Here is a 19,316-nt window from a genome sequence, read left to right as displayed (position 1 = left end):
GGTTCCGCACCGGACGCCCGAACCCGTACCCCCAACGAAAGAGGACAGCGATGACACTCGTCGCAGGGATCGACTCGTCGACCCAGAGCTGCAAGGTGGTCGTCCGCGACCTCGACACCGGCGCCGTGGTGCGCACCGGCCGGGCGAGCCACCCGGACGGCACCGAGGTCGATCCGGCCGCGTGGTGGGAGGCGCTGCAGCTCGCCCTCGCCGACGCCGGCGGGCTCGACGACGTCGCCGCGATCTCGGTCGGCGGCCAGCAGCACGGCATGGTCGTCCTCGACGAGAGCGGCGCCGTCATCCGCCCCGCTCTGCTCTGGAACGACACCCGCAGCGCGCCCGCCGCCGCCGCGCTCATCGAGGAGCTCGGAGCCGGGGCCTGGGCGGAGCGGACCGGATCGGTGCCGGTCGCCTCCTTCACCGCCACCAAGCTCCGCTGGCTGCGCGACGCCGAACCCGAGAACGCCGCCCGTGTCGCCGCCGTCGCGCTCCCCCACGACTGGCTGACCTGGCGCCTGCTCGGCTACGGCCCCGACTCCGCCCGCGGTCCGCAGCTCGACGCCCTCACGACCGACCGGTCGGACGCGTCCGGCACCTCGTACTGGGGAGCGGACGGCTACGACCTCGACCTGCTCGAGCGCGCCCTCGGCCACCGCCCGCTGCTCCCCCGCGTGCTCGGCCCCTCGGAGGAGGCGGGCCGCACCGAGAGCGGACTCGTCGTCGGCCCCGGCGCGGGCGACAACGCGGGCGCCGCGCTCGGCCTCGGCGCCGGCCCCGGCGACGTGGTCGTCAGCATCGGCACGAGCGGCACCGTCTTCGCCGTCACGGACGACCCGGTGCGCGACGCCTCCGGGACCGTCGCCGGCTTCGCCGATGCGAGCGGGCGCTTCCTGCCTCTGGTCGCGACGCTCAACGCCGCGCGCGTGCTGGCCTCGACCGCGACCCTGCTCGGCAGCGACTTCGACGAGTTCGCCGCACTGGCGCTCGAGGCGGAGCCGGGTGCCGACGGCCTCGTGCTGGTCCCCTACTTCGAGGGCGAGCGCACGCCGAACCTGCCGGACGCGACCGCGAGCCTGCACGGGATGACCATCGCCTCGACCACGCGACCGAACCTCGCCCGCGCGGCGATCGAGGGCATGCTCTGCGGACTGGCCGACGGGCTCGACGCCGTTCGCGCGCAGGGAGTGGAGGCGCGGCGCATCCTCCTCATCGGCGGAGCCGCGCAGAACCGCGCCGTGCAGCTCGCTGCATCGCAGGTGTTCGACGTGCCCGTGCAGGTGCCGACGCCCGGCGAGTACGTGGCCGACGGTGCCGCCGTGCAGGCCGCCTGGGCGCTGACCGGATCGTGTCCGACGTGGACCGTCACCTCGGTGGCCGAGCCCGCGCCGGACCACCGCCCTGTGATCCGCGAGCAGTACGCGGCCGCCCGCGCCTGAGAATCCGGCCCCGGCCCTCATCCAGGGCCGGGGCCGCGCCGCAAGCCCCAGTGGACGGGGAGCGGAATCGCGCTACTCTCATTACTCAGCCAGCTGACTAATGGAGGAGCGACATGACCGCCACACGAACCCCCGACCGCGCCGACCGGATCCGCCAGGTCGTCGTCGCCGTGAGCGCGGTGCTCGCCCTCATCGGCTCGTTCATCGGCTCGGGCGCCGCGGGCGGCACGCAGATCCAGAACGCGGCCGGCGGCGCCCTGACCGCGTCCTCGACCCCCATCGCTCCCGACGGCCCCGCCTTCGCGATCTGGAGCGTCATCTACACCGGCCTCATCGCCTACGCGATCTGGCAGTTCCTGCCCTCGCAGACCGCCCGCACCCGCCACCGCCGGCTGGGCTACTGGGCCGCCGCCAGCCTCCTCCTGAACGCCGCGTGGATCCTGGTCGTCCAGGCCGGCTTCCTGACGCTCAGCGTCGTCGTGATCGCCCTGCTGCTCGCCGTGCTCGCGCGCATCTTCGTGATCCTGAGGACCACCCGGTCGGCCGGAGTGGTCGACGCGATCGTGACGGACGGCACCTTCGGGCTCTACCTCGGCTGGGTGTGCGTGGCCACGGCCGCGAACGTCACCGCCGGGCTCGTCGGCGCGGGAGTCGGCAGCGCGGACGGTCCGGGCGCCGCGGTCTGGGCGGTCGTCGTCCTCGCCGTCGCCGCGCTCGTCGGACTCCTGATCGCGGTCACCGGCCGCGGCCGCATCGCCCCGATGCTCTCGCTCGTCTGGGGACTCTCCTGGGTCGCCGTCGGCCGCTTCGCCGGCGAGCTCGTCTCGGTCCCCGCCGGGATCGCCGCGCTGGTCGCCGCCGCCGTGGTGCTGGTGGTCACCCTCCTCGTCCGCGCCACCGCGGGACGCCGGGTCAGCGCCGCCTGATCCTTGCGCGACGAAGGCCGAGAGGCCGGGACAGCCCTGGTCCGGGGCCGCCCGGCCTCTCGGCCTTCGTCGTGGTGGCGGATCAGGTGATCAGCGTGTCGACGTACTCCCGGTTCTCGTCCATCCACGCGGCGAGGGCGGCGGAGCGGTCGTCGGCCCCGTCGTTGAACAGCGCGTTCTCGAGCGAGTAGAGCGTCTTCGAGTCCATCCGGAAGTCGCGGATCCAGCGGCTCATCGTCGGGTAGTCCGCGTCGAACGCGGCCGAGCCGAAGGAGTGGATCCCCTCCGCCTGCCCGAGCAGGCCCTTCGGGTCCTCAAGGTCCTTGACCGGGAAGGCGTCGTAGGCCCAGTGCGGGCGCCAGAGCGTGACGGCGATGTTCTCGCCCGCGGCGGTCGCGCTCGAGAGCTCCTGGAGCATGGCCGGCGTCGAGGAGGTGAGGTAGTCCATCCCCTCCAGGCCGTAGCCGGGGATGACGTCCTCGGTCGTCGTCTTGTTGAGACCGGAGCCGGGCTCGATGCCGATCAGGCGGTTGCCGACGACGCCCGGGTCGGCGGCGAGCTCCTCGAGGGAGTCGATCGGGGCGTCCTCGTTGACCGCGATGGTCAGCTTCGCCTCATCGTTCCACGCGCCCAGGTCGACGATCGAGTCGCCGTACTGCTCGACGTACCGGGCGTGGGTGAGCGGCAGCCAGGTGTCGAGGGCGAGGTCGTAGTCGCCGGTCGAGAGGCCCTGGAAGCCGGGGGCGACGTCGGCGTTCTGCAGGGTCACGTCGTAGCCCTGCTCCTCGAGCACCGCCTCCCACAGAGCGGAGACGGCGATCCCCTCATCCCAGCCCTGGAACACGGCGACGGTCACGTCGGTGCGGTCGCCGTTGTCGACGGAGGCGGCGGTGGCGGGAGCGGCGAGGGTCGCGGCCCCGAGGGACGCGACCAGGCCGATCGAGACGACGCCGACGGCCGAACGGGTCGCCATGACGGCGCGGCGGTTCTTCGCCCGGGCGACCCTCGCCGGCGAGGGCGAGCCCAGCGCGCCGGTCATCCGGTCGAGGACGACCGCGAGGATCACGACGGAGACGCCCGCCTCGAAGCCGAGCGCGACGTCGATCCGGTTGAGGCTCGCGACGACGTCGCCGCCCAGCCCTCCGGCGCCGACCATGCCCGCGATGACGACCATCGAGAGCGAGAGCATGATGACCTGGTTGAGGCCCGCCAGGATCGAGGGCAGCGCCAGCGGCAGCTGGATCTGGCGGAGGATCCGCCACTTCGAGGAGCCGAACGACTCCCCCGCCTCGACGAGCTCCGGGTCGACGCCGCGGATGCCCAGCTCGGTGAGCCGGACGCCCGGCGCCATCGCGAACACGATGGTCGCGACGATGCCCGGCACCACTCCGACCCGGAACAGGATCAGCGCGGGGATCAGGTAGACGAAGGCCGGCATCGTCTGCATCAGGTCGAGGACGGGCCGGATGACCGCGGAGGCCGTGCGGTTGCGCGCGGCGAGCACGCCCAGCGGCACGCTCAGCGCGATGGCGATCACGGAGGCGACGAGCACCAGCGCGAGGGAGTCCATCGCGTTCTCCCACTGGTCGACCCCCACGATCAGCAGGAGCCCCACGGCGGTGCCGGCCGCGAAGACCCAGCCGCGGACGGCGTAGGCCAGTACGGCGAGGAAGGCGACGATCACCCAGAAGGGCGGTGTCGCGAGGACGAGGTCGACGCCGGAGTAGAGGGCGCCGAAGACGGTGCGCAGCAGGTCGAAGACCGGCTGGAAGGTCTGCGTGAGGACGTCGACGGCACCCTCGGCGAGGGCGCCGAGCGGGAGGCGGAATCCGAGATCGGTCATCGTGCACCTCCGTCCGCCGCGAGGACGGCGTCGTCGACGGAGCCTCCGGTCGCGTGCAGGGTCGCGGTGACGACCTCGGTCGAGACGGTGGCGGGCGGCTCGATCACCGGGTGCTCGCCGGTGCGGGCGGGCACGTTGCCGAGCGCCGCGAGCAGGGTCACCCGCGGGATCGCTCCGAGCAGACGCCCGTCGGCGTCGACCACGGCGACCGGCAGCGCCGACTCGACGGCGGGCTCGATGACCTCGCTGAGGGCGGTGTCCGGACCGACGGTGACGACGTCGGAGGTGAGGACCGCCGAGAGGTCGCCGGTGCTCCGGCGCACCTGCTCGATCACGTCGCGGTCGCGGACCGTGCCCAGCAGGCGTCGTCCGCCGCCGACCACGAACGCGGCCGAGGTCTGCAGGTCGCGCATGCTCCTCAGCGCGGCGCGGGGACCGGCCGCGAGGGTGACCACGGAGCGGGCGGGCTCCATCACGGCGGAGGCGGTGAGCACGCGGGCGCGGTCGACGTCCTGCACGAACTGGGCGACGTAGTCGTTCGCCGGATCGGTGAGGATCTCCTCCGGGGTGCCGATCTGGACGATGCGGCCGTCGCGCATCACCGCGATGCGGTCGCCGAGGAACATGGCCTCGTTGAGGTCGTGCGTGATGAAGACGATGGTCTTGCCGAGCTCGTGCTGCAGCTCGATCAGCTGCTCCTGCATCTCGCGGCGGATCAGCGGGTCGAGTGCCGAGAACGCCTCGTCCATCAGCACGATGTCGGTGTCGGCGGCGAGCGCCCGGGCGAGGCCGACGCGCTGGCGCATGCCGCCGGAGAGCTCGTCGGGCATCTTCTCGTGCCAGCCGGCGAGACCGGCGCGCTCGACCGCGAGCAGGGCCCGCTCGCGGCGCTCGGCCGCGGGGACGCCCTGGATCTCGAGCGGGTACGCGACGTTGTCGAGCACGGTGCGGTGCGGGAGGAGCGCGAAGTGCTGGAACACCATCGACACCGACGAGCGGCGCACGCGGCGCAGCTCCGCCTCGGAGACGCCGGTGATGGTGGAGCCCTCGATCAGGACCTCGCCCGCGGAGGGCTCCTGGAGCCCGTTCAGCATGCGGATCAGGGTGGACTTCCCGGAGCCGGAGAGGCCCATCACGACGAAGATCTCGCCGCGGCGCACGGTGAAGGACGCGTCGATCACCGCGGCCGTGCCGAGTCCGGCGAGCTCGCCGCGGTCGGCGCCCTCGCCCAGTCGGCGGACGACCTCGTCGGGCTTCCGGCCGAACACCTTGAAGAGGTGGCGGGCCTCGAGAGCGGGGGTCGCGGGATCGGCGCCCGCCTCGCTCCGGGGCTCGCTGATGATCTGCTGGTTCTGGTGCACGTACACTCCGTCGGCGCGCAGGGACGACGCCCTGCGCTCATCTCGTGGTGCCGGGTCGGGAGCGTGGGACAGCCGTGCGTCGAGCCTCCGCGTGCGTCCCGCCGCTCAGCGCGGCAGGGGGTGGAGGCGAGAGCGTCCGAGGCGGCCTCGGGGCCGCCTCCACTCCCGTTGACCGTACGATCGCGGCGCGTCCTGGGGGACGCCGTGCGAGCGCGGACCGGTTCATCGGGGCCCGTGAGGACCGCCGACCACGGTAGCCGCGGAGCCGCCGAGGGGCAAACGTCGGACAATTGCGGAGGCGGGTCCAGGGGCGGCGGTGAACCGATCAGCGCAAGTGAATGTGCTGGTCGGAGCTGGTTTCCGGAGTGTTGCGCGATCGTTACCGTGGTGGCGCGGCCGGCGGCGCTCGTTCCGGCCGGTCTCCATCCGCCGCCGCGCGGCTGCTCGACCGGCGAGGAGGCCCTGTCGCTCAGACGGTGGTCTCGCCCGCCGGGCCCGAGGGGGCCGCCGCGCCGACTCCGCTGACGGGCTCGCCCTGCCAGGACACGAGCGTCCACGCGTCGCCCGAGCCCTCGAGGACGACGACGCCGGTGTTGTCGAGCAGGTGGTCGGCGATGAAGCGCGCATCGAGGTCGAGGGAGCGCAGACCCGCCCAGCAGCGGATGGCCGCGCCGTGGCTGACCAGCGCGACGACCTCGTGCCCGAGCGCCTCCGCCTCCGCCACCACCGCGTCGTAGCGCGCCGCGAACTCGTCGCCCGTCTCGCCGCCCGCCAGCCGGATCGACGTCTCGCCGCCGGCCCAGCGGAAGACCGTGCCCATGTACTCCTCGACCGCCGCGACGTCGCCGCGCATCTCGAGCCCCGCGGCAGCGACCTCGCGGATGCCGTCGCGCTCGATCGGCTCGAGCCCGAGGGCCGCGGCGAGAGGGGCGGCCGTCTCGTGGGTGCGGACCATCGTCGAGACGAGCAGCGCGCCGATCCCCTCGCCGGCGAGCCGACCGGGCAGTGCCGCGGCCTGGGTGCGGCCGAGGTCGGTGAGCCCGGGTCCGGGGATGCGGGTGTCGAGGAGCCCGGCGACGTTGGAGGGGGTCTGGCCGTGGCGGATCAGGAGGAGGCGCATCCGCCCACGCTAACCGCGGAGGCTGGGCTTCCGGGGCGCGCGGTCGCGCTCGCTCCCGCCGTTGTGCGGCGAGTGCGGCGCTGTCACGATGTGCGGGGACGCTCCCGGACCGGGAGCCGCAGACGGACGGGACGGGCGGACATGGCCTCCGAAGACGGTTTCTCGAAGGACGAGCGCGCGGCGATGAAGCAGCGTGCGGCCGAGCTGCGGGCGGAGGCGAAGCGGCAGAAGAGCGCCGACAAGGCCGACGCCGACCGCAGGGACGCGGAGGCCGCGATCGCCGCGATGACCGACGAGGAGCGGCCGATCGCCCAGATGCTCCACGAGGTCGTCGGCGAGACCGCCCCCGATCTCCTCCCGAAGACCTGGTACGGCTTCCCCTCCTACGCGCGCTCGGACGGCAAGGCGATCGTCTTCTTCCAGCCCGGCGCGAAGTTCGGCACGCGCTACTCGACCCTCGGCTTCCAGGACGGCGCCCAGCTCGACGACGGCACGATCTGGCCGACCGCCTACGCGCTCGTCTCTGCCGACGCCGAGACGCGCGCCGCCGTCACCGAGCTGGTCCGCCGCGCGGCCGGGGCCTGATCCCATGGCGCACGTCTACGACGAGATCGACGAGAGCCTCTGCTCCTGGATCCACGAGCAGCCGATGTGGTTCGTCGCCACCGCGCCCCTCGCCGCGGACGGGCACGTCAACATGTCGCCGCGCGGCCACGACTCGTTCTCGATCCTCGGCCCGCGGCGGGTCGGCTGGGTCGACTACACGGGCAGCGGAGTCGAGACGATCGCGCACCTGCGCGAGAACGGGCGCGTGTGCTTGATGTTCGCGTCGTTCGGATCGCGTCCGCGCATCGTCCGCCTGCACGGCACCGGCTCCGTGCACCTGCCCGGTTCGGAGGCGTTCACCGAGGTCGCGGAGCAGCACCCCGAGCACCCGAGCACTCGCGCGGTCGTCACCGTCGAGCTCACCCGCATCAGCGACGCGTGCGGCTGGGGCGTGCCGGTGATGGAGCCGGTCGGCGAGCGCGACCTGCTCCTCCTCCAGGCCGAGAAGAAGGGCCCCGACGGCATGGCCGAGTACCGCGCCACGCGGAACGCGGTCAGCATCGACGGGCTGCCGGGCTACCCGCTGGACTGAGCGGGCGGGAAGCGGCCGCAGCGCGGCGCGCACGAGCACGCCGACCGGCTCGAGCAGGGTCTCAGTGATGACGGCGAGCGGGTTCGACCCGGTCGGGCGGGAGTCGACGGAGAACCGAGTCCTCGTCATTCGTCAAGTCCTCGACCGCTGACCGCCGCTCAGCACGACCAGACGTGCATCACGGTCCGTCTCCCGTTCGGGAACCCCGGGTCGATCGACGTGTTCGTCGTCGGTGCGGGTCTGATGCGGGCGCTCCTCGCGGGGACGATGACCGGCGGCCTCGTCGACGGGTACACCGCCGCCGTCTCAGGGAGATCGCACAGCGCGACGGGACCGGTTCGCGGAAGCACGCACGAGGACGCTTCGCATACGTCCCCAGGGGATGTACTCCTGGGACCAGTAGTCGGCCCGGATCTTCAGGAGGGGCCCCTCGACGGTGGAAGCCACCGAGATGGAGCGAGGGTCCCGGAGGGTTCCCGCGATGCGGGTCTGCGGGGTCGTTCCGCGCTCGCGCGACAACTGCTCGGGAGTCATCGCCTCGGGCGGGACGACCGCGAGCAGCCGCCGGCATCCACCGGAGGCGCATTCGACGGTCCCGCTGACGAGCTCGCACCCCTGTGGACGGTCGATGGCCGAGGCCGCCGACCGCGCTGGTGAGGCTCATCCATGGGTCGGGACGACAGCGAGCTCCGGGGAGCTCCGGCCGATCCCAGGAGGGGCGGACGTGGAGCGCGACTGAGTCCTGCTCGATCGACGATCCGATCGGACGGCGTCCACACCATCGGCCCCGCAGAGATCCCCTGGCCGATCCGCCCGCCGCTACCCCCGCTCGTCGACGGCCCGGATCGAGAACAGCTCCTGCGGGGTGCAGTCGAGTGCGTCGCAGATGAGCGTCAGCGTCGTGAAGCGGATCGCGCGGGCGCGGTTGTTCTTGAGGATGGAGAGGTTCGCCATCGTGATGCCGGTGCGGGCAGAGAGGGCGGTGAGGGTCACGCCGCGCTCGGCCAGCACTGCTCCGAGGTGGCAGTCGATCCGGTGCCTCTCGTCGTCGGCGGGCTCAGACAACGCCGTCGACGTCCCGTTCGAGCTTCGCGCCGGCGCGGAACGCCGCCGTCAGGGCGAGGGCCACCACGCCGGCGAGCAGGACGGGGACCGGCCACTGCGGGAGGTTCGTCCCGATGGCCTGGTAGTCGCCGCCGAGGAACGTGTCGCGCTGCTCGTCGCTCACCCGGCCGGCGCCGAAGAGCAGGCCGATGCCGGAGCTGAGGTACAGGCCCGCCGCGGTGTCGGCGAGGCCCTGGGCCACTCCTCCGATCAGCAGGGCGAGGCTCAGACGGCGCCAGTTCGCGAGGACGAAGGGGTCGAACGGGCGTCCGGCCGCGATGCCGCGGAGGACCCGCAGGAGGAAGACCGTGGCGAGGACGATCGTGACCGCCTGGAGGAGGCTCGGCAGCGCACCGAGCAGGCGGAGGGAGAGGGCGGCGTCGGCGAGCGTGGGCGCGGTGCCCTCGCGCGGCTCGGCCTGCAGCAGCTGCGGGAGGCTCCGGAGCGGGAGGCGGCCGTCCGCTCCCCCGAAGACCAGCAGGGTCCGCCCGGTGGTGACGGTCCAGGTCTGCAGGAGCGCGGTCAGCACGGAGAAGACCGCGACGATGAGCAGGACCGCTCTCGCCACCCGGAACACGCGCGGACGCTCCCGGACCGGTCCGCTGGGGATGACACTCGTCATGATGGACTCCTTATCGATCGTCGATGTTATCGAGTATCGATACTACGCACGCCGGTCCGCCGATGTCGACCCGCGGAGCCCCACCGACCACGGAGACGGCGGGAGGGGTGGTTGCCCGCGGCGAGGAGCCCGATCTAGCGTGGAGGGATGTCGGATGCGAGGGAGCGCGCCGCCCGGTACCGGGCCGGCGCCACGGGCGAGGACGAGGCGGAGCAGCCCGCCCTGCCGGAGGATCCGCTCGAGCGGGCCGCGTTCGTCGAGACGGCGATCCAGCTCGCGATCCGCCGCGGCGACTTCGACGACCTGCCGGGATCGGGGAAGCCGCTTCCGGACCTGGGCGCGGCCCACGACCCGGACTGGTGGATCCGCCGCAAGATCGAGCGCGAGAACCTCACCGGTATCGGCCCGGCCGCCTTCCTCCTCCGCGCCGAGGACCGCGCGCTCGACGAGCGCCTCGACCGCCTGCACCGCGAGGAGGAGGTGCGCGCCGAGCTCGCCGACTTCAACACGCGGGTGATCGAGGCGCGCCGCCAGCTGCTGGGTGGGCCGCCCGTCGTCACCCCGCTCCGGGACGTCGACGAGGAGGTCGCCGCCTGGTCGCAGCGGCGCGCCGATCGCGCCGCCGAGGCCGAGGCCCGGGCGGCCGCCGAGCCGGAGCGGTCCCGCCGCTGGTGGTCGCGGCGGCGCTGACGTCCCCGGAAACCGGACAGACCTGCCCCTCCCACTGGGGTCCCGCCCCGGGAAACCGGGCGGGAGCGCGCCTTCGAATCATGCGTACACATCAAGTCGACCGGAGTCCGCATGCTCACCGCCACCATCGTCCGCCGCTACACCGCGCTGCTCCGCGCGACGGCCGCCCGCACCCTCCGCAGCAGCGCCGACGTCGACGACGTGGTGCAGGAGACGTTCCTCGCGGCGTGGACCCACGTGGACAGCGTGATCGACGGCGAGACCATCGCAGGCTGGCTCGTCACGACCGCCCGCCGCCGCAGCGTCGACCGACTCCGCTCCAGCGTCTCGCGGCTGCGAGCCGAGCTGGACGACGAGTTCCCCGCCTCCGCCGCCGACGACCCGGAACACGCCGCGCACTGCGGATCGCTCGCCGCCGACGCCAACCGGGTGCTCGCCGCGATGCCCCCGGCCCAGCGCCGCTGCTGGGAGCTGCGCCAGCTGGAGCAGTGCAGCTACGACGCGATCGCGCACGAGCTGGGCCTCACGACCTCGACCGTCCGCGGACTGCTCGCCCGCGCCCGCGCGACCCTCCGCACGGAGCTCGCCCACTGGCGCTGATCCGCGCTGCGGATCTCGGCGCAGGCGACCAGGCGGGGGCCTTCAGCGCAGGAGAACCGGCCCCGCGCCGATCCGCACCCGGAACAGCGAGTACGGGTACGTCCGCAGATCCGTGCCGCCCTGGTAGTCGTCCTGGCGGTGCAGCTGGTTCGCGGTGACGTACAGGTGCTCGTCCGTCGCGATCGACATGGTGTCGGGCCAGAGCAGCCGCTCGTCGTGCACGATCGTCTCCATCGTGCCGTCGGTGCGACGGCGGACGATCGCGTTGTTCTCGTAGCTCGTGGCGTAGAAGCGGCCCAGCGCATCCGTCTCGAGGCCGTCCGCTCCCCCGCCCTTGTCGCCCTCGTCGACGACGGTCGCCGCGACGTCCTCGTCCGGCACCGACCGGTCGACCAGGGCCGCCGTCGCCACGCTGAACCAGCGGCGGGAGGCGAGCGGGCAGTACCAGAGGCGCTCGCCGTCGGCCGAGATCGCGATGCCGTCGGCGCCCATCGTCACCGGCTGAGGGTCGCCGTCTGCCGGGCGCTTCATCAGCACGCGGCCCTCGGCCATCGGCACGAGCTCCGGAGGAGTGAGCGCCTTCGTGCTCGGGTGGTCGTGCAGGCGGCGCCAGGCGGTCCCCGTCCCAAGGTCGACGACGATGATCCCGTTCGGACCGGAGTCGGCCGAGTCGGTGATGTAGGCGATGCCGCGCCGCAGATCGAAGCGCACGTCGTTGAGGTAGGTGGTCGGCAGGGCGACGTCCGGCTCGAGGACGATCACCTGCTCGACGGTGTCGGTCGCCAGGTCGACGCGGACGAGCTTGGGGCCGCCCTTCTTCGTCGGCTCGAACATCGGGCTGCCTGTGTCGAGGATCCAGAGCCGGTCGGCCGGATCTACGACGATGCTCTGCACCGAGACGAGGGCGCCGGCGTCGTCGACTCCCGACGGCGTGTTCCAGGCCTCGTCCGGGTAGGGCACCGCCGCTCCGTCGACCAGCTCCACGACCGTGGCCGGGACCTCGTCTCCCCACTTCGGGAAGTTCACGAAGATCCGCCCGGTGTGCGAGACGCTGACGCCGGTGGGCATCGGCCCGCTGATGAAGGCGTGCACGAGCTCCAGCTCGCCGAGCGGCTCGTCGACCGGGCGCGTGCCGCGGGTCTCGACGGTCGGTCCCCAGAATCCCATGGTGCTCTCGCTGTCCTCCCGCCGGCGCGGGCTCGTGGCGGTCTCGGTGCCGGTCGGGTGCGGAGTCGGTGCCCGCCACGACCGGTGCTCCCCATCCTGCGCGCCGGCGCCGGTCGGCGGGGAGGAGGTGGCGGACGAGGCGGCGAGCGCCTAGCATCCGGCCGCCGCGGGCGACCCGGGAGCCGCGACCGAGGAGGCGGAGGAGGACCGGCCCGCGTCCGACTTCGGCACGGCCTTCGCGAAGGGGCTCAGCATCGAAACGGGGCAGTGCCCGGTGGAGCGGGTCGCCTCGGCGGCCGCTCCCGCCGCCCGCAGTGCACCGCCCCCGCCGTCGCGCTCACCCGCTGGTCGGCGGATCGACGGACCAATGATCCGCCGGCCGTCCGCTTCCGGACATGACCGCTAGAGGGCGTTGCCACTGCGGCCGCTCACCTGCCACGGTCGCAGAGCGACCGACGACGGTCCACCGATCAGAAGGACCGAGGCCCGCACATGGACGACTCCTCTTCGACCGAGACCAGCACGAGCGAGATGACGCCCGAGGTGCTGGCCGCGTTCAGCGACGCCTGGACCCGCCACGACCTCGAAGCGCTGATGAGTCACATGACCGACGACTGCGTGTACGGCGCGTCCGTCGGCCCCGAGCCCGGCCGCACCTGGACGGGCAAGGAGCAGGTCCGCGAGGGATTCGCGCTCATGCTCGCCTTCGACACCGGACAGGAGCGGCACGAGGAGGGGGCTCCCATCATCGCCGGGACGCGCGGCGCGGCCACCTGGTCCTTCACCGGGACCGGCCCCGACGGCGGACCCCAGGTCACGCGGGGCTGCGACATCTACGAGTTCCGCGGCGGGAGGATCGCCCGCAAGGACGCGTTCCGGAAGGTCTACCGGGCGGACGAGGAGTAGTCCGCGTCGTCCTCCCTCGCGCAGCGGAGCCGGAGCGGCGTCCTCGTACCGGGTGGCCCCGCGCCTCCCCGATCGCGCAGACTGGCTCGATGGCAGCGGCGTCGGCATCGGTCGGATGGGGACGTCTGCCCGCCGTCTCGTGGCTGATGGTGCGCGCCTTCACGCGCCACCGCGTCCTCGCCGTCCTGGCCTTCCCGACGGCGCTGCTCTCGCTCACGCCCTCCGTGATCCGCCGCGCCGCCCACGAGACGGCCGACCGGAACGGGTTGGTCGTGTTCGGGCGCTACCGGCCGGTCGCCGACGTCCTGGTGAGCATCGCCGTCACCGTCCCGGTCGTCCTGCTGGCCATGGTGGCGGCCGTGTGGGTCGCGCTCTCGGGTCTGCTCGGCGCGGTCCTGGTCCTCGCGGCGCTCCTCGGCGGAGCCGTGGGGGCCGGGGCACTGCTGGTCGGGACCCCCCTCACCGCGGCCGTCGGCGCGGAGACGCCCCCCGGGCGGCGGTGGACGGTGATGGCGCTCTCGCAGCGCCCCGGGACCCGCCTGTCGGCGCTGCTCGCGACGAGGGAGCTGCTGGCCACGGTCCCCGCGGGAGGCGTCGTCGTGGCCGTCGCCGGCGACGAGCGGCTGGCGGACAGCTACTCGCGCCTCGGCTTCTCCCGGGGACGGGGCCTGCGGATCTCCTAGCAGGTCTGAGGGGCACCTCATCGCCGGACGGAGGCCACCGGCGGCTCGATACGGTGGGGATCGTGCAGTGCGGCTGAGGCCTTCCCGATCCCCGTCGCTCCGTCCCGCTCCCTCCGGCCCGCACCCTCCGGCCCGCTCGGTCGCGATCGAAAGGCTCCCCGTGTCCGCACTCCTCCCCCTGCAGGGCAGGACCGCTCTCGTCACCGGCGTCTCGCGGCGGCGCGGCATCGGATTCGCCGTCGCCGCGAAGCTCGCCTCCCTCGGCGCGCACCTCGTCGTCCACCATCACCGCCCTCACGATCTCGACCTCCCCTGGGGAGGCGACGACCTCGACGCGGTCCGGTCCGAGCTCCGCGCGCACCTCACTGAGGGCGCGCGGTTCGCCGACGTCGCCGCGGACCTGGCCGATCCCTCCACGATCCCAGGTCTGATCGCCACCGCAGCCGACCTCACCGGGAGCCTGGACGTCCTCGTCTGCAACCACGCGAAGAGCGGTGACGACGGCAGCATCCTCGACATGACGCCCGAGCGGCTCACCGCGTTCTGGGACGTCAACACCCGCTCCACCCTCCTGCTCACCGCGGAGTTCGCGCGGCTCCGGGCACCGCGCGCGGACGGATCCCGCCGGCCCGGCGACCGGATCGGCGGGGCCGGGCCCTACGCCCGGGCGCAGGGGCACGTGTTCTGGATGACGTCCGGCCAGATCCACGGCGCGATGCGCGGAGAGGTCGCCTACGCCGCGAGCAAGGCCGCACTCGCCGGCGTCACCGCCACGGTCGCCGCCGAACTCCTGGAGCTCGGGATCGTGCTCAACACGATCGATCCCGGTCCGGTGACCACGGGATACCTGGACCCGGAGACCACCGACCGGTCACTCGAGGACCTCGAGGAGTACGTCGCGAGCACGCCCTTCGGCCGGGTCGGCACGCCGGCGGACCCCGCGGAGCTGATCGCGTGGCTGGCCACGTCGGCGGGCAGCTGGGTCGTCGGGCAGGTGCTCACGACCGACGGCGGGTTCAGCCTGTGACCGGAGCGGCGGCGCAGCGGCTCCGGACCTAGTCGGAGGCGACGGCCCGCACGACCGCGCGGGCGACCTCGAGCACCTCGCGCTCGTGGCTCAGATGCACCTCGTGCACGGCTCCCGGCCAGGACAGCAGCGGCGCGTCCAGTGCGGCGGCCACGCGCCGATGCGCGCGATGCAGGGAGGACCCGGGCCGGCGGTCCGCGGTCACCACGGCCGCGGGGACCGCGGGCAGCTGAGACTCGTCGAAGCCCCGCGCCACCTGCTCCAGACCAGCGGCGGCGGAGGCGAGCCCCGGCAGGTCGACGTCCGCCATCGCGAGAGCGGCCGCGCGCGCGGCCGGGCTCATCGCGTGGCGCCTCGCCGACCGGGCGGCGCTCGTGCGCAGCAGCGCGGACAGCGCTCGGCCGAGCCCCGGCAGTCTCGAGAGCGCCGCCGTCGCCCGGGCCGTCCGCTCCACCTGACGCGCCAGTGCCGTGTCGTTGACGGGCGTCGGGTCGAGGAGCACCAGTCCCGCGACGTCCTCGGGATGATCGCGAGCGAGCAGCATCGCGACGGCACCGCCGAGGCTCTGGCCGATCACGACGACGGGACCTGTCCCGAGGCCGGCCAGCACGGCGTGGACGGCGTCGGCGGCGTCGGTCAGTCCGCCGGCGACCTCCGACCCCGCTGTGCCCGGTCTGTCGTAGAGGACCAGCCGGCAGCCCGGATCGACGATCAGGCCCTCGACCAGCCCGGGGAAGAACCCGTCGACGGCCTCGCCCCCGCCCGGCAGGAGGAGCACGGCCTGCCCGGACTCACCCCGCACCTGCAGCATCCGGCGAGCCTAGCCGGGGAGCCGTCCGCCGACGACGACCGGCGGGGCCGGGCCCGGGGATGATGGGCGCATGGGAACTCGTGGGGCCGGAGTGCTGTGGGTGGTGAGCGCGCTCGCCTACGTGGGAGCGGAGGCGGTCGCCGCGTCCGCGTTCCCGGGCTACAGCTACGCACGGAACTACATCAGCGATCTCGGCGTGCCCGAGGTGGGCGTGTTCCAGGGGCGCGCGATCGACTCGCCGCTGCACGCGGTGATGAACGCCGGATTCCTCCTGCAGGGGGCGCTCTACCTCGCCGCCGCCGTCACGACCGTGCGGGCGGCGCGGGGCGGATCGCGGGGGCTGTTCCTCTCCCTCGCCGTGGTCTACGCCGTGGGCATCGCCGTGGTGGGCCTCGTGCACGGGAGCAGCGCCAGTGCGCAGAACGGGATCGGCGGCCTGCACGTGGTCGGCGCCGCGATGGCGATCGTCGGCGGCAACGCGGCCTCGATCGTCGCCGGTGCCGCGGCCCGGCGCGGCCGCGCCCCGTGGGCGCTCGAGACGGTCGGGATCGTGCTCGGTGCGGCCGGCCTGCTCGCGCTGCTGATGCTGCAGGTCGACACCCGCGTGCCCGGCGTCGACCTGCTGCCCGACGGCGTCTGGGAGCGCGCCTCCGTCTACGCCGTCACGGCCTGGCAGCTCGCGACCGGCCTGCGGCTGCTCCGACGGCCGGAGGTGCCGCGGCAGCCGCGGCCTCCTCAGACCGCGGGCAGCGGCGCGCAGGTGCGCAGCGCCGTGCACCGGCTCTTCCAGCTCGGGATCCGGATCCCGGAGGCCCTCTCGGTCGTCGTGTTCGACGACAACCCGTGGAGCGAGCTGGTCACCCCGCCGCTCAGCGTCGTCCGCCAGCCGATCGACATGCTCGCCCGTCACAGCGTCGAGCTCGTCCTCGCCCGCATGCAGGGCCGCCTCCCCGAGGCCCCGCAGCACATCGAGGTGCAGGCCGACCTCGTCATCCGCTCCAGCTGCGCCGCACCCCCGCAGCGCTGATCCCCCTCCCCCCTCCGAAAGGCACGCCATGTCCGATCCCGTCGTCGTCACCGCGATCTTCACCCCCGCCGAGGGGCAGCGCGACGCGCTCGTCGCCGCCCTCTCCACCGCCATCGCGGAGGTGCACGAGGAGGAGGGCTGCGAGCTCTACGCGATCCACGACTCGCCCGACGGCACCATCGTCATGCTGGAGAAGTGGACGAGCGGCGACCTGCTCGACGCGCACGGCGCCGGAGAGCCGGTCGTCCGCCTCAACGCGGCGATCCGCGGACTCGTCGCCCACCCGCCCGTCGTGACGCGGCTCGTCCCGATCCCGGCCGGCACCTCGCAGCAGGGCGAGCTCTAGCACCCGGGGGCGGGGCCGCTCCGGATCCGGATCGCGCGCCTCCCGCCGGAAACGCGCGCGAAACAGCGGAGGCCTACGGTCGGGAGCGACCCCGCCGCCCCGGCCGCTCCCTGGAGGACCCGCATGCCCCGCCCAGCCTTCCCCGCCCCGCCCAGCGCCGAGCTGCACATTCACCTCGAGGGCACGATCGAGCCCGAGCACATCGTCGAGATGGCGCGCCGCAACGGGGTCGCCCTGCCCACCGAGGATCTCGACGCCCTCCGCGCGCGGTACTCCTTCACCGACCTCGCGTCGTTCCTGGAGCTGCACTACTCGAACCTCACCGTGCTGAAGACGGAGCGGGACTTCTTCGAGCTCGCGACCGGCTACCTCGACCGGGCGCAGAAGGCGAACGTCCGCCGCGCCGAGATCTTCTTCGACCCGCAGACGCACCTCGGCAACGGCGTCGCGCTCGACACCGTGATGAGCGGGATCACCCGTGCGCTCGGTCGGAGCGAGGAGACCCACGGGATCTCGACGGACCTGATCATGTGCTTCCTCCGCGACCTGGGCGCCGACGCGGCCGACGAGATGCTGACGGCGATCCTCCCCTGGCGCGAGTACATCATCGGCGTCGGGCTCGACTCGAACGAGGTGGGCTTCGGCCCGGAGCTGTTCGTCGACGTCTACGCGCGCGCCGCGGCGGACGGACTGCGCCTGGTCGCGCACGCCGGCGAGGAGGGCGGGCCCGAGACGGTCGCGGCCACCGTCGAGCTGCTGAAGGTCGAGCGGATCGACCACGGGATCCGCGCGATGGAGGACCCGGAGGTGGTCGCGATGCTCCGCGAGCGCCGCATCCCGGTGACGGTGTGCCCGCTGTCGAACGTCGCCCTGCGCGCGGTGGACACGATGGCCGACCACCCGCTGCCCGCGATGCTCCGCGAGGGACTCGTCGTGACGGTCTCGAGCGACGATCCGCCCTACTTCGGCGGCTACGTGGATGAGAACTACCGCGCCCTGGTCGAGGAGCTGGGGATGGACGACGCGCAGCTCGAGCAGCTGGCGCTCAACTCCTTCGACGCGGCGTTCATCACGGAGGAGGACCGCGAGCGCTGGCAGGCGGAGGTGCGCGAGCACTTCGCGCGGTGAGCGCGTCACTGCCCGGAGAACGATCGTTCCCACCCTCCCCGCGCGCTGAGCCCTCGTTCCGCGGTCGCACGCCTCCGCGCCCGCCCTACGCTGGCCGGATGACCCGATCCGACGGCACACGATGAGCTGGGTGCTCCTCACCGGCGCGATCCTCATCGAGGTGACGGCGTCGCTCGCCCTCCAGGCCGCCATCGAGTCGCCGGGCTGGTACGCCCTCGTGGTGGCGGGCTACCTGGCGGCGTTCGTCCTCCTCAGCCGGGTGCTCAAGGCCGGCATGCCGATCGGAGTCGCCTACGGCGTATGGGGCGCGTGCGGAGTCGCGCTGACGGCGGTCCTCGCGGCCGTGCTCTTCGGGCAGCCGCTGACGGGCGTGATGACGATCGGGCTGGTGCTGATCATCGCGGGCGTGCTGATGGTCGAGATCGGGTCGCAGCGAGCGCAGGCCGCGCGCCGGTCGGTGCGCTGATGGCCTGGCTGCTGCTCTCGGGCGCGATCCTCACCGAGGTCGCCGCGACGATGAGCCTCAAACCCGCGACGGACGGCCGGAAGCGCTGGTACGTCGTGGTCGGAGTCGGCTACGTCGTCGCGTTCACGCTGCTGGCCGGGGCGCTCGCGCAGGGCATGCCGATCGGGGTGGCCTACGGGATCTGGGCGGCGGTCGGAGTCGCGCTGACCGCGGTGCTCGGGCGCTGGCTGTTCCAGGACCCCCTGACCTGGACGATGCTCGGCGGGATCGGCCTGATCATCGCCGGCGTGCTGCTGGTGGAGCTCGGGCACTGACCGGCCGAGTGTCGTCGCGGCGGGGCGCCCCCCGATCAGCGGCCGTCGCGGCGGGGCGCGTCCCGCTGAGCGGCCGCCGCGGCGGGAGCGCACCTCCTCAGCGGTCGTCGCGGCGGAAGCGCGTCGGCGTCACCGGTTGTCGCGGCGGTACCGCGCCTCGCGGCCGGCGATGTGGAGGCCGAGCCCGGTGACCGCGACCGCGAAGGCGACCAGCACGCCGATGAACGCGATCTCGTCGCCTGCTCCGACCGCCACGGCCGCGACGGCGAGCCCGATCAGCGCGAGGGCGAGCACCACGGCGCCGACGGTCTCGAGAGGGCTCCATGCGGTCATGGCTCCAGCGTGCGCTCGGAGCGGCGCGCGGGCAAGGGGCGGCAGGCGAACAGGACACGACGTCCCGCCGACCGCGGAGGTCCGCGCGGGTCCCAGCACACGACCCGTCCGCCCGGACGTCGGCCGACCGGGTGCTGCGGATCGCGGAGCTCGTCCGAGGCGGTCCGCGGTGCGAGCCCGCTCCGCCCGTCCCCGCCGGAACGCGACTCCGATCGGCATGCCGGCCTTGAGCACCCGGCTGAGGAGGACGAACGCCGCCAGGTAGCCC

At 73.5% G+C, this 19,316-nt stretch carries 22 protein-coding genes; 14 read left to right on the top strand and 8 right to left on the bottom strand.

Going from position 1 to position 19,316, the window contains the following annotated elements:
* Positions 1-50 precede the first annotated feature (50 nt).
* Both xylB and C5C44_RS15670 read left to right on the top strand, forming a co-directional pair.
* Positions 51-1,436 (top strand): xylulokinase, encoded by a 1,386-nt coding sequence (gene xylB, locus C5C44_RS15675; RefSeq protein WP_104336166.1) that lies wholly within the window; start codon positions 51-53, stop codon positions 1,434-1,436.
* Between the two features lie 113 nt (positions 1,437-1,549).
* Positions 1,550-2,362: a tryptophan-rich sensory protein gene (locus C5C44_RS15670; RefSeq protein WP_104224878.1), complete on the top strand. Its 813-nt coding sequence runs from the start codon at positions 1,550-1,552 to the stop codon at positions 2,360-2,362.
* 82 nt (positions 2,363-2,444) lie between these two features.
* On the opposite strand, the gene C5C44_RS17480 is transcribed toward C5C44_RS15670, so the two are convergent.
* The 3 genes from C5C44_RS17480 to C5C44_RS15655 all read right to left on the bottom strand — a co-directional run bounded on the left by C5C44_RS17480 (position 2,445) and on the right by C5C44_RS15655 (position 6,686).
* On the bottom strand, positions 2,445-4,205 hold the full coding sequence (locus C5C44_RS17480; RefSeq protein ID WP_104224879.1) for an ABC transporter permease/substrate binding protein: 1,761 nt from the start codon (positions 4,203-4,205) through the stop codon (positions 2,445-2,447).
* The gene (locus C5C44_RS15660; RefSeq protein ID WP_374953979.1) at positions 4,202-5,566 is read right to left on the bottom strand and encodes a glycine betaine/L-proline ABC transporter ATP-binding protein; all 1,365 of its coding nucleotides are present in this window, start codon (positions 5,564-5,566) and stop codon (positions 4,202-4,204) included. The genes C5C44_RS17480 and C5C44_RS15660 overlap by 4 nt, the downstream gene beginning before the upstream one ends.
* Before the next feature lie 469 nt (positions 5,567-6,035).
* Positions 6,036-6,686: a histidine phosphatase family protein gene (locus tag C5C44_RS15655; protein ID WP_104336165.1), complete on the bottom strand. Its 651-nt coding sequence runs from the start codon at positions 6,684-6,686 to the stop codon at positions 6,036-6,038.
* Positions 6,687-6,827: 141 nt separating this feature from the next.
* Here C5C44_RS15655 and C5C44_RS15650 point away from each other — a divergent pair, with 141 nt between their 5' ends.
* Both C5C44_RS15650 and C5C44_RS15645 read left to right on the top strand, forming a co-directional pair.
* Positions 6,828-7,271, top strand: coding sequence for a hypothetical protein (locus tag C5C44_RS15650; protein WP_104336164.1), 444 nt, complete (start codon positions 6,828-6,830; stop codon positions 7,269-7,271).
* A 4-nt stretch (positions 7,272-7,275) separates the two neighbouring features.
* Positions 7,276-7,824, top strand: a complete 549-nt coding sequence (locus C5C44_RS15645) for a pyridoxamine 5'-phosphate oxidase family protein (protein ID WP_104251100.1) — start codon at positions 7,276-7,278, stop codon at positions 7,822-7,824.
* 819 nt (positions 7,825-8,643) lie between these two features.
* On the opposite strand, the gene C5C44_RS15640 is transcribed toward C5C44_RS15645, so the two are convergent.
* Both C5C44_RS15640 and C5C44_RS15635 read right to left on the bottom strand, forming a co-directional pair.
* Entirely contained in the window at positions 8,644-8,889 is a 246-nt protein-coding gene (locus tag C5C44_RS15640) for a helix-turn-helix transcriptional regulator (RefSeq protein ID WP_104224883.1), read from the bottom strand.
* Positions 8,882-9,550: a hypothetical protein gene (locus C5C44_RS15635; RefSeq protein ID WP_104251101.1), complete on the bottom strand. Its 669-nt coding sequence runs from the start codon at positions 9,548-9,550 to the stop codon at positions 8,882-8,884. Before C5C44_RS15635 ends, C5C44_RS15640 begins: the two co-directional genes overlap by 8 nt.
* 147 nt (positions 9,551-9,697) lie before the next feature.
* Between C5C44_RS15635 and C5C44_RS15630 the strand changes: the two genes are divergently transcribed.
* Together C5C44_RS15630 and C5C44_RS15625 are read left to right on the top strand one after the other, a co-directional pair.
* On the top strand, positions 9,698-10,240 hold the full coding sequence (locus C5C44_RS15630; RefSeq protein WP_104251102.1) for a DUF1992 domain-containing protein: 543 nt from the start codon (positions 9,698-9,700) through the stop codon (positions 10,238-10,240).
* A gap of 111 nt (positions 10,241-10,351) precedes the next feature.
* A complete protein-coding gene (locus tag C5C44_RS15625; RefSeq protein ID WP_104336163.1) occupies positions 10,352-10,840 on the top strand; it encodes an RNA polymerase sigma factor in 489 nt (162 codons plus the stop codon).
* A gap of 42 nt (positions 10,841-10,882) precedes the next feature.
* Here C5C44_RS15625 and C5C44_RS15620 read toward each other — a convergent pair whose 3' ends face one another.
* Positions 10,883-12,007, bottom strand: coding sequence for an L-dopachrome tautomerase-related protein (locus C5C44_RS15620; RefSeq protein ID WP_104336162.1), 1,125 nt, complete (start codon positions 12,005-12,007; stop codon positions 10,883-10,885).
* A gap of 492 nt (positions 12,008-12,499) precedes the next feature.
* Here C5C44_RS15620 and C5C44_RS15615 point away from each other — a divergent pair, with 492 nt between their 5' ends.
* The 3 genes from C5C44_RS15615 (at position 12,500) to C5C44_RS15605 (ending at position 14,623) form a co-directional block, all read left to right on the top strand.
* Positions 12,500-12,913 carry a nuclear transport factor 2 family protein gene (locus tag C5C44_RS15615; RefSeq protein ID WP_219827859.1) on the top strand — a complete coding sequence of 138 codons (414 nt, stop codon included), beginning with the start codon at positions 12,500-12,502 and terminating at the stop codon, positions 12,911-12,913.
* An 89-nt stretch (positions 12,914-13,002) separates the two neighbouring features.
* A complete protein-coding gene (locus tag C5C44_RS15610; RefSeq protein WP_146084362.1) occupies positions 13,003-13,596 on the top strand; it encodes a hypothetical protein in 594 nt (197 codons plus the stop codon).
* A gap of 160 nt (positions 13,597-13,756) precedes the next feature.
* Complete coding sequence (locus C5C44_RS15605; RefSeq protein WP_258066777.1) at positions 13,757-14,623, top strand: SDR family oxidoreductase; 867 nt, start codon at positions 13,757-13,759, stop codon at positions 14,621-14,623.
* Positions 14,624-14,651: 28 nt separating this feature from the next.
* On the opposite strand, the gene C5C44_RS15600 is transcribed toward C5C44_RS15605, so the two are convergent.
* A complete protein-coding gene (locus tag C5C44_RS15600) occupies positions 14,652-15,434 on the bottom strand; it encodes an alpha/beta fold hydrolase (RefSeq protein ID WP_104336160.1) in 783 nt (260 codons plus the stop codon).
* A gap of 70 nt (positions 15,435-15,504) precedes the next feature.
* On the opposite strand from C5C44_RS15600, the gene C5C44_RS15595 reads away from it, so the two are divergent.
* The 5 genes from C5C44_RS15595 to C5C44_RS15575 all read left to right on the top strand — a co-directional run bounded on the left by C5C44_RS15595 (position 15,505) and on the right by C5C44_RS15575 (position 18,715).
* Complete coding sequence (locus C5C44_RS15595; protein WP_258066776.1) at positions 15,505-16,461, top strand: DUF998 domain-containing protein; 957 nt, start codon at positions 15,505-15,507, stop codon at positions 16,459-16,461.
* Positions 16,462-16,489: 28 nt separating this feature from the next.
* Positions 16,490-16,807, top strand: a complete 318-nt coding sequence (locus C5C44_RS15590; RefSeq protein ID WP_104224889.1) for a putative quinol monooxygenase — start codon at positions 16,490-16,492, stop codon at positions 16,805-16,807.
* A 123-nt stretch (positions 16,808-16,930) separates the two neighbouring features.
* Positions 16,931-17,935 (top strand): adenosine deaminase, encoded by a 1,005-nt coding sequence (locus tag C5C44_RS15585; protein WP_104336159.1) that lies wholly within the window; start codon positions 16,931-16,933, stop codon positions 17,933-17,935.
* 121 nt (positions 17,936-18,056) lie between these two features.
* Positions 18,057-18,401, top strand: coding sequence for a multidrug efflux SMR transporter (locus C5C44_RS15580; RefSeq protein ID WP_104336158.1), 345 nt, complete (start codon positions 18,057-18,059; stop codon positions 18,399-18,401).
* Positions 18,401-18,715, top strand: a complete 315-nt coding sequence (locus C5C44_RS15575) for a multidrug efflux SMR transporter (protein ID WP_104224891.1) — start codon at positions 18,401-18,403, stop codon at positions 18,713-18,715. The genes C5C44_RS15580 and C5C44_RS15575 overlap by 1 nt, the downstream gene beginning before the upstream one ends.
* A gap of 129 nt (positions 18,716-18,844) precedes the next feature.
* Here the strand turns inward: C5C44_RS15575 and C5C44_RS15570 are convergent, their stop codons facing one another.
* Positions 18,845-19,048, bottom strand: a complete 204-nt coding sequence (locus tag C5C44_RS15570; protein WP_104227488.1) for a hypothetical protein — start codon at positions 19,046-19,048, stop codon at positions 18,845-18,847.
* Positions 19,049-19,316 lie beyond the last annotated feature (268 nt).

Source organism: Rathayibacter sp. AY1F6, assembly GCF_002932035.1.
In the GTDB taxonomy this organism is placed as follows: Bacteria; Actinomycetota; Actinomycetes; order Actinomycetales; family Microbacteriaceae; genus Rathayibacter.
This window is presented reverse-complemented; position numbering and strand designations above follow the sequence as displayed.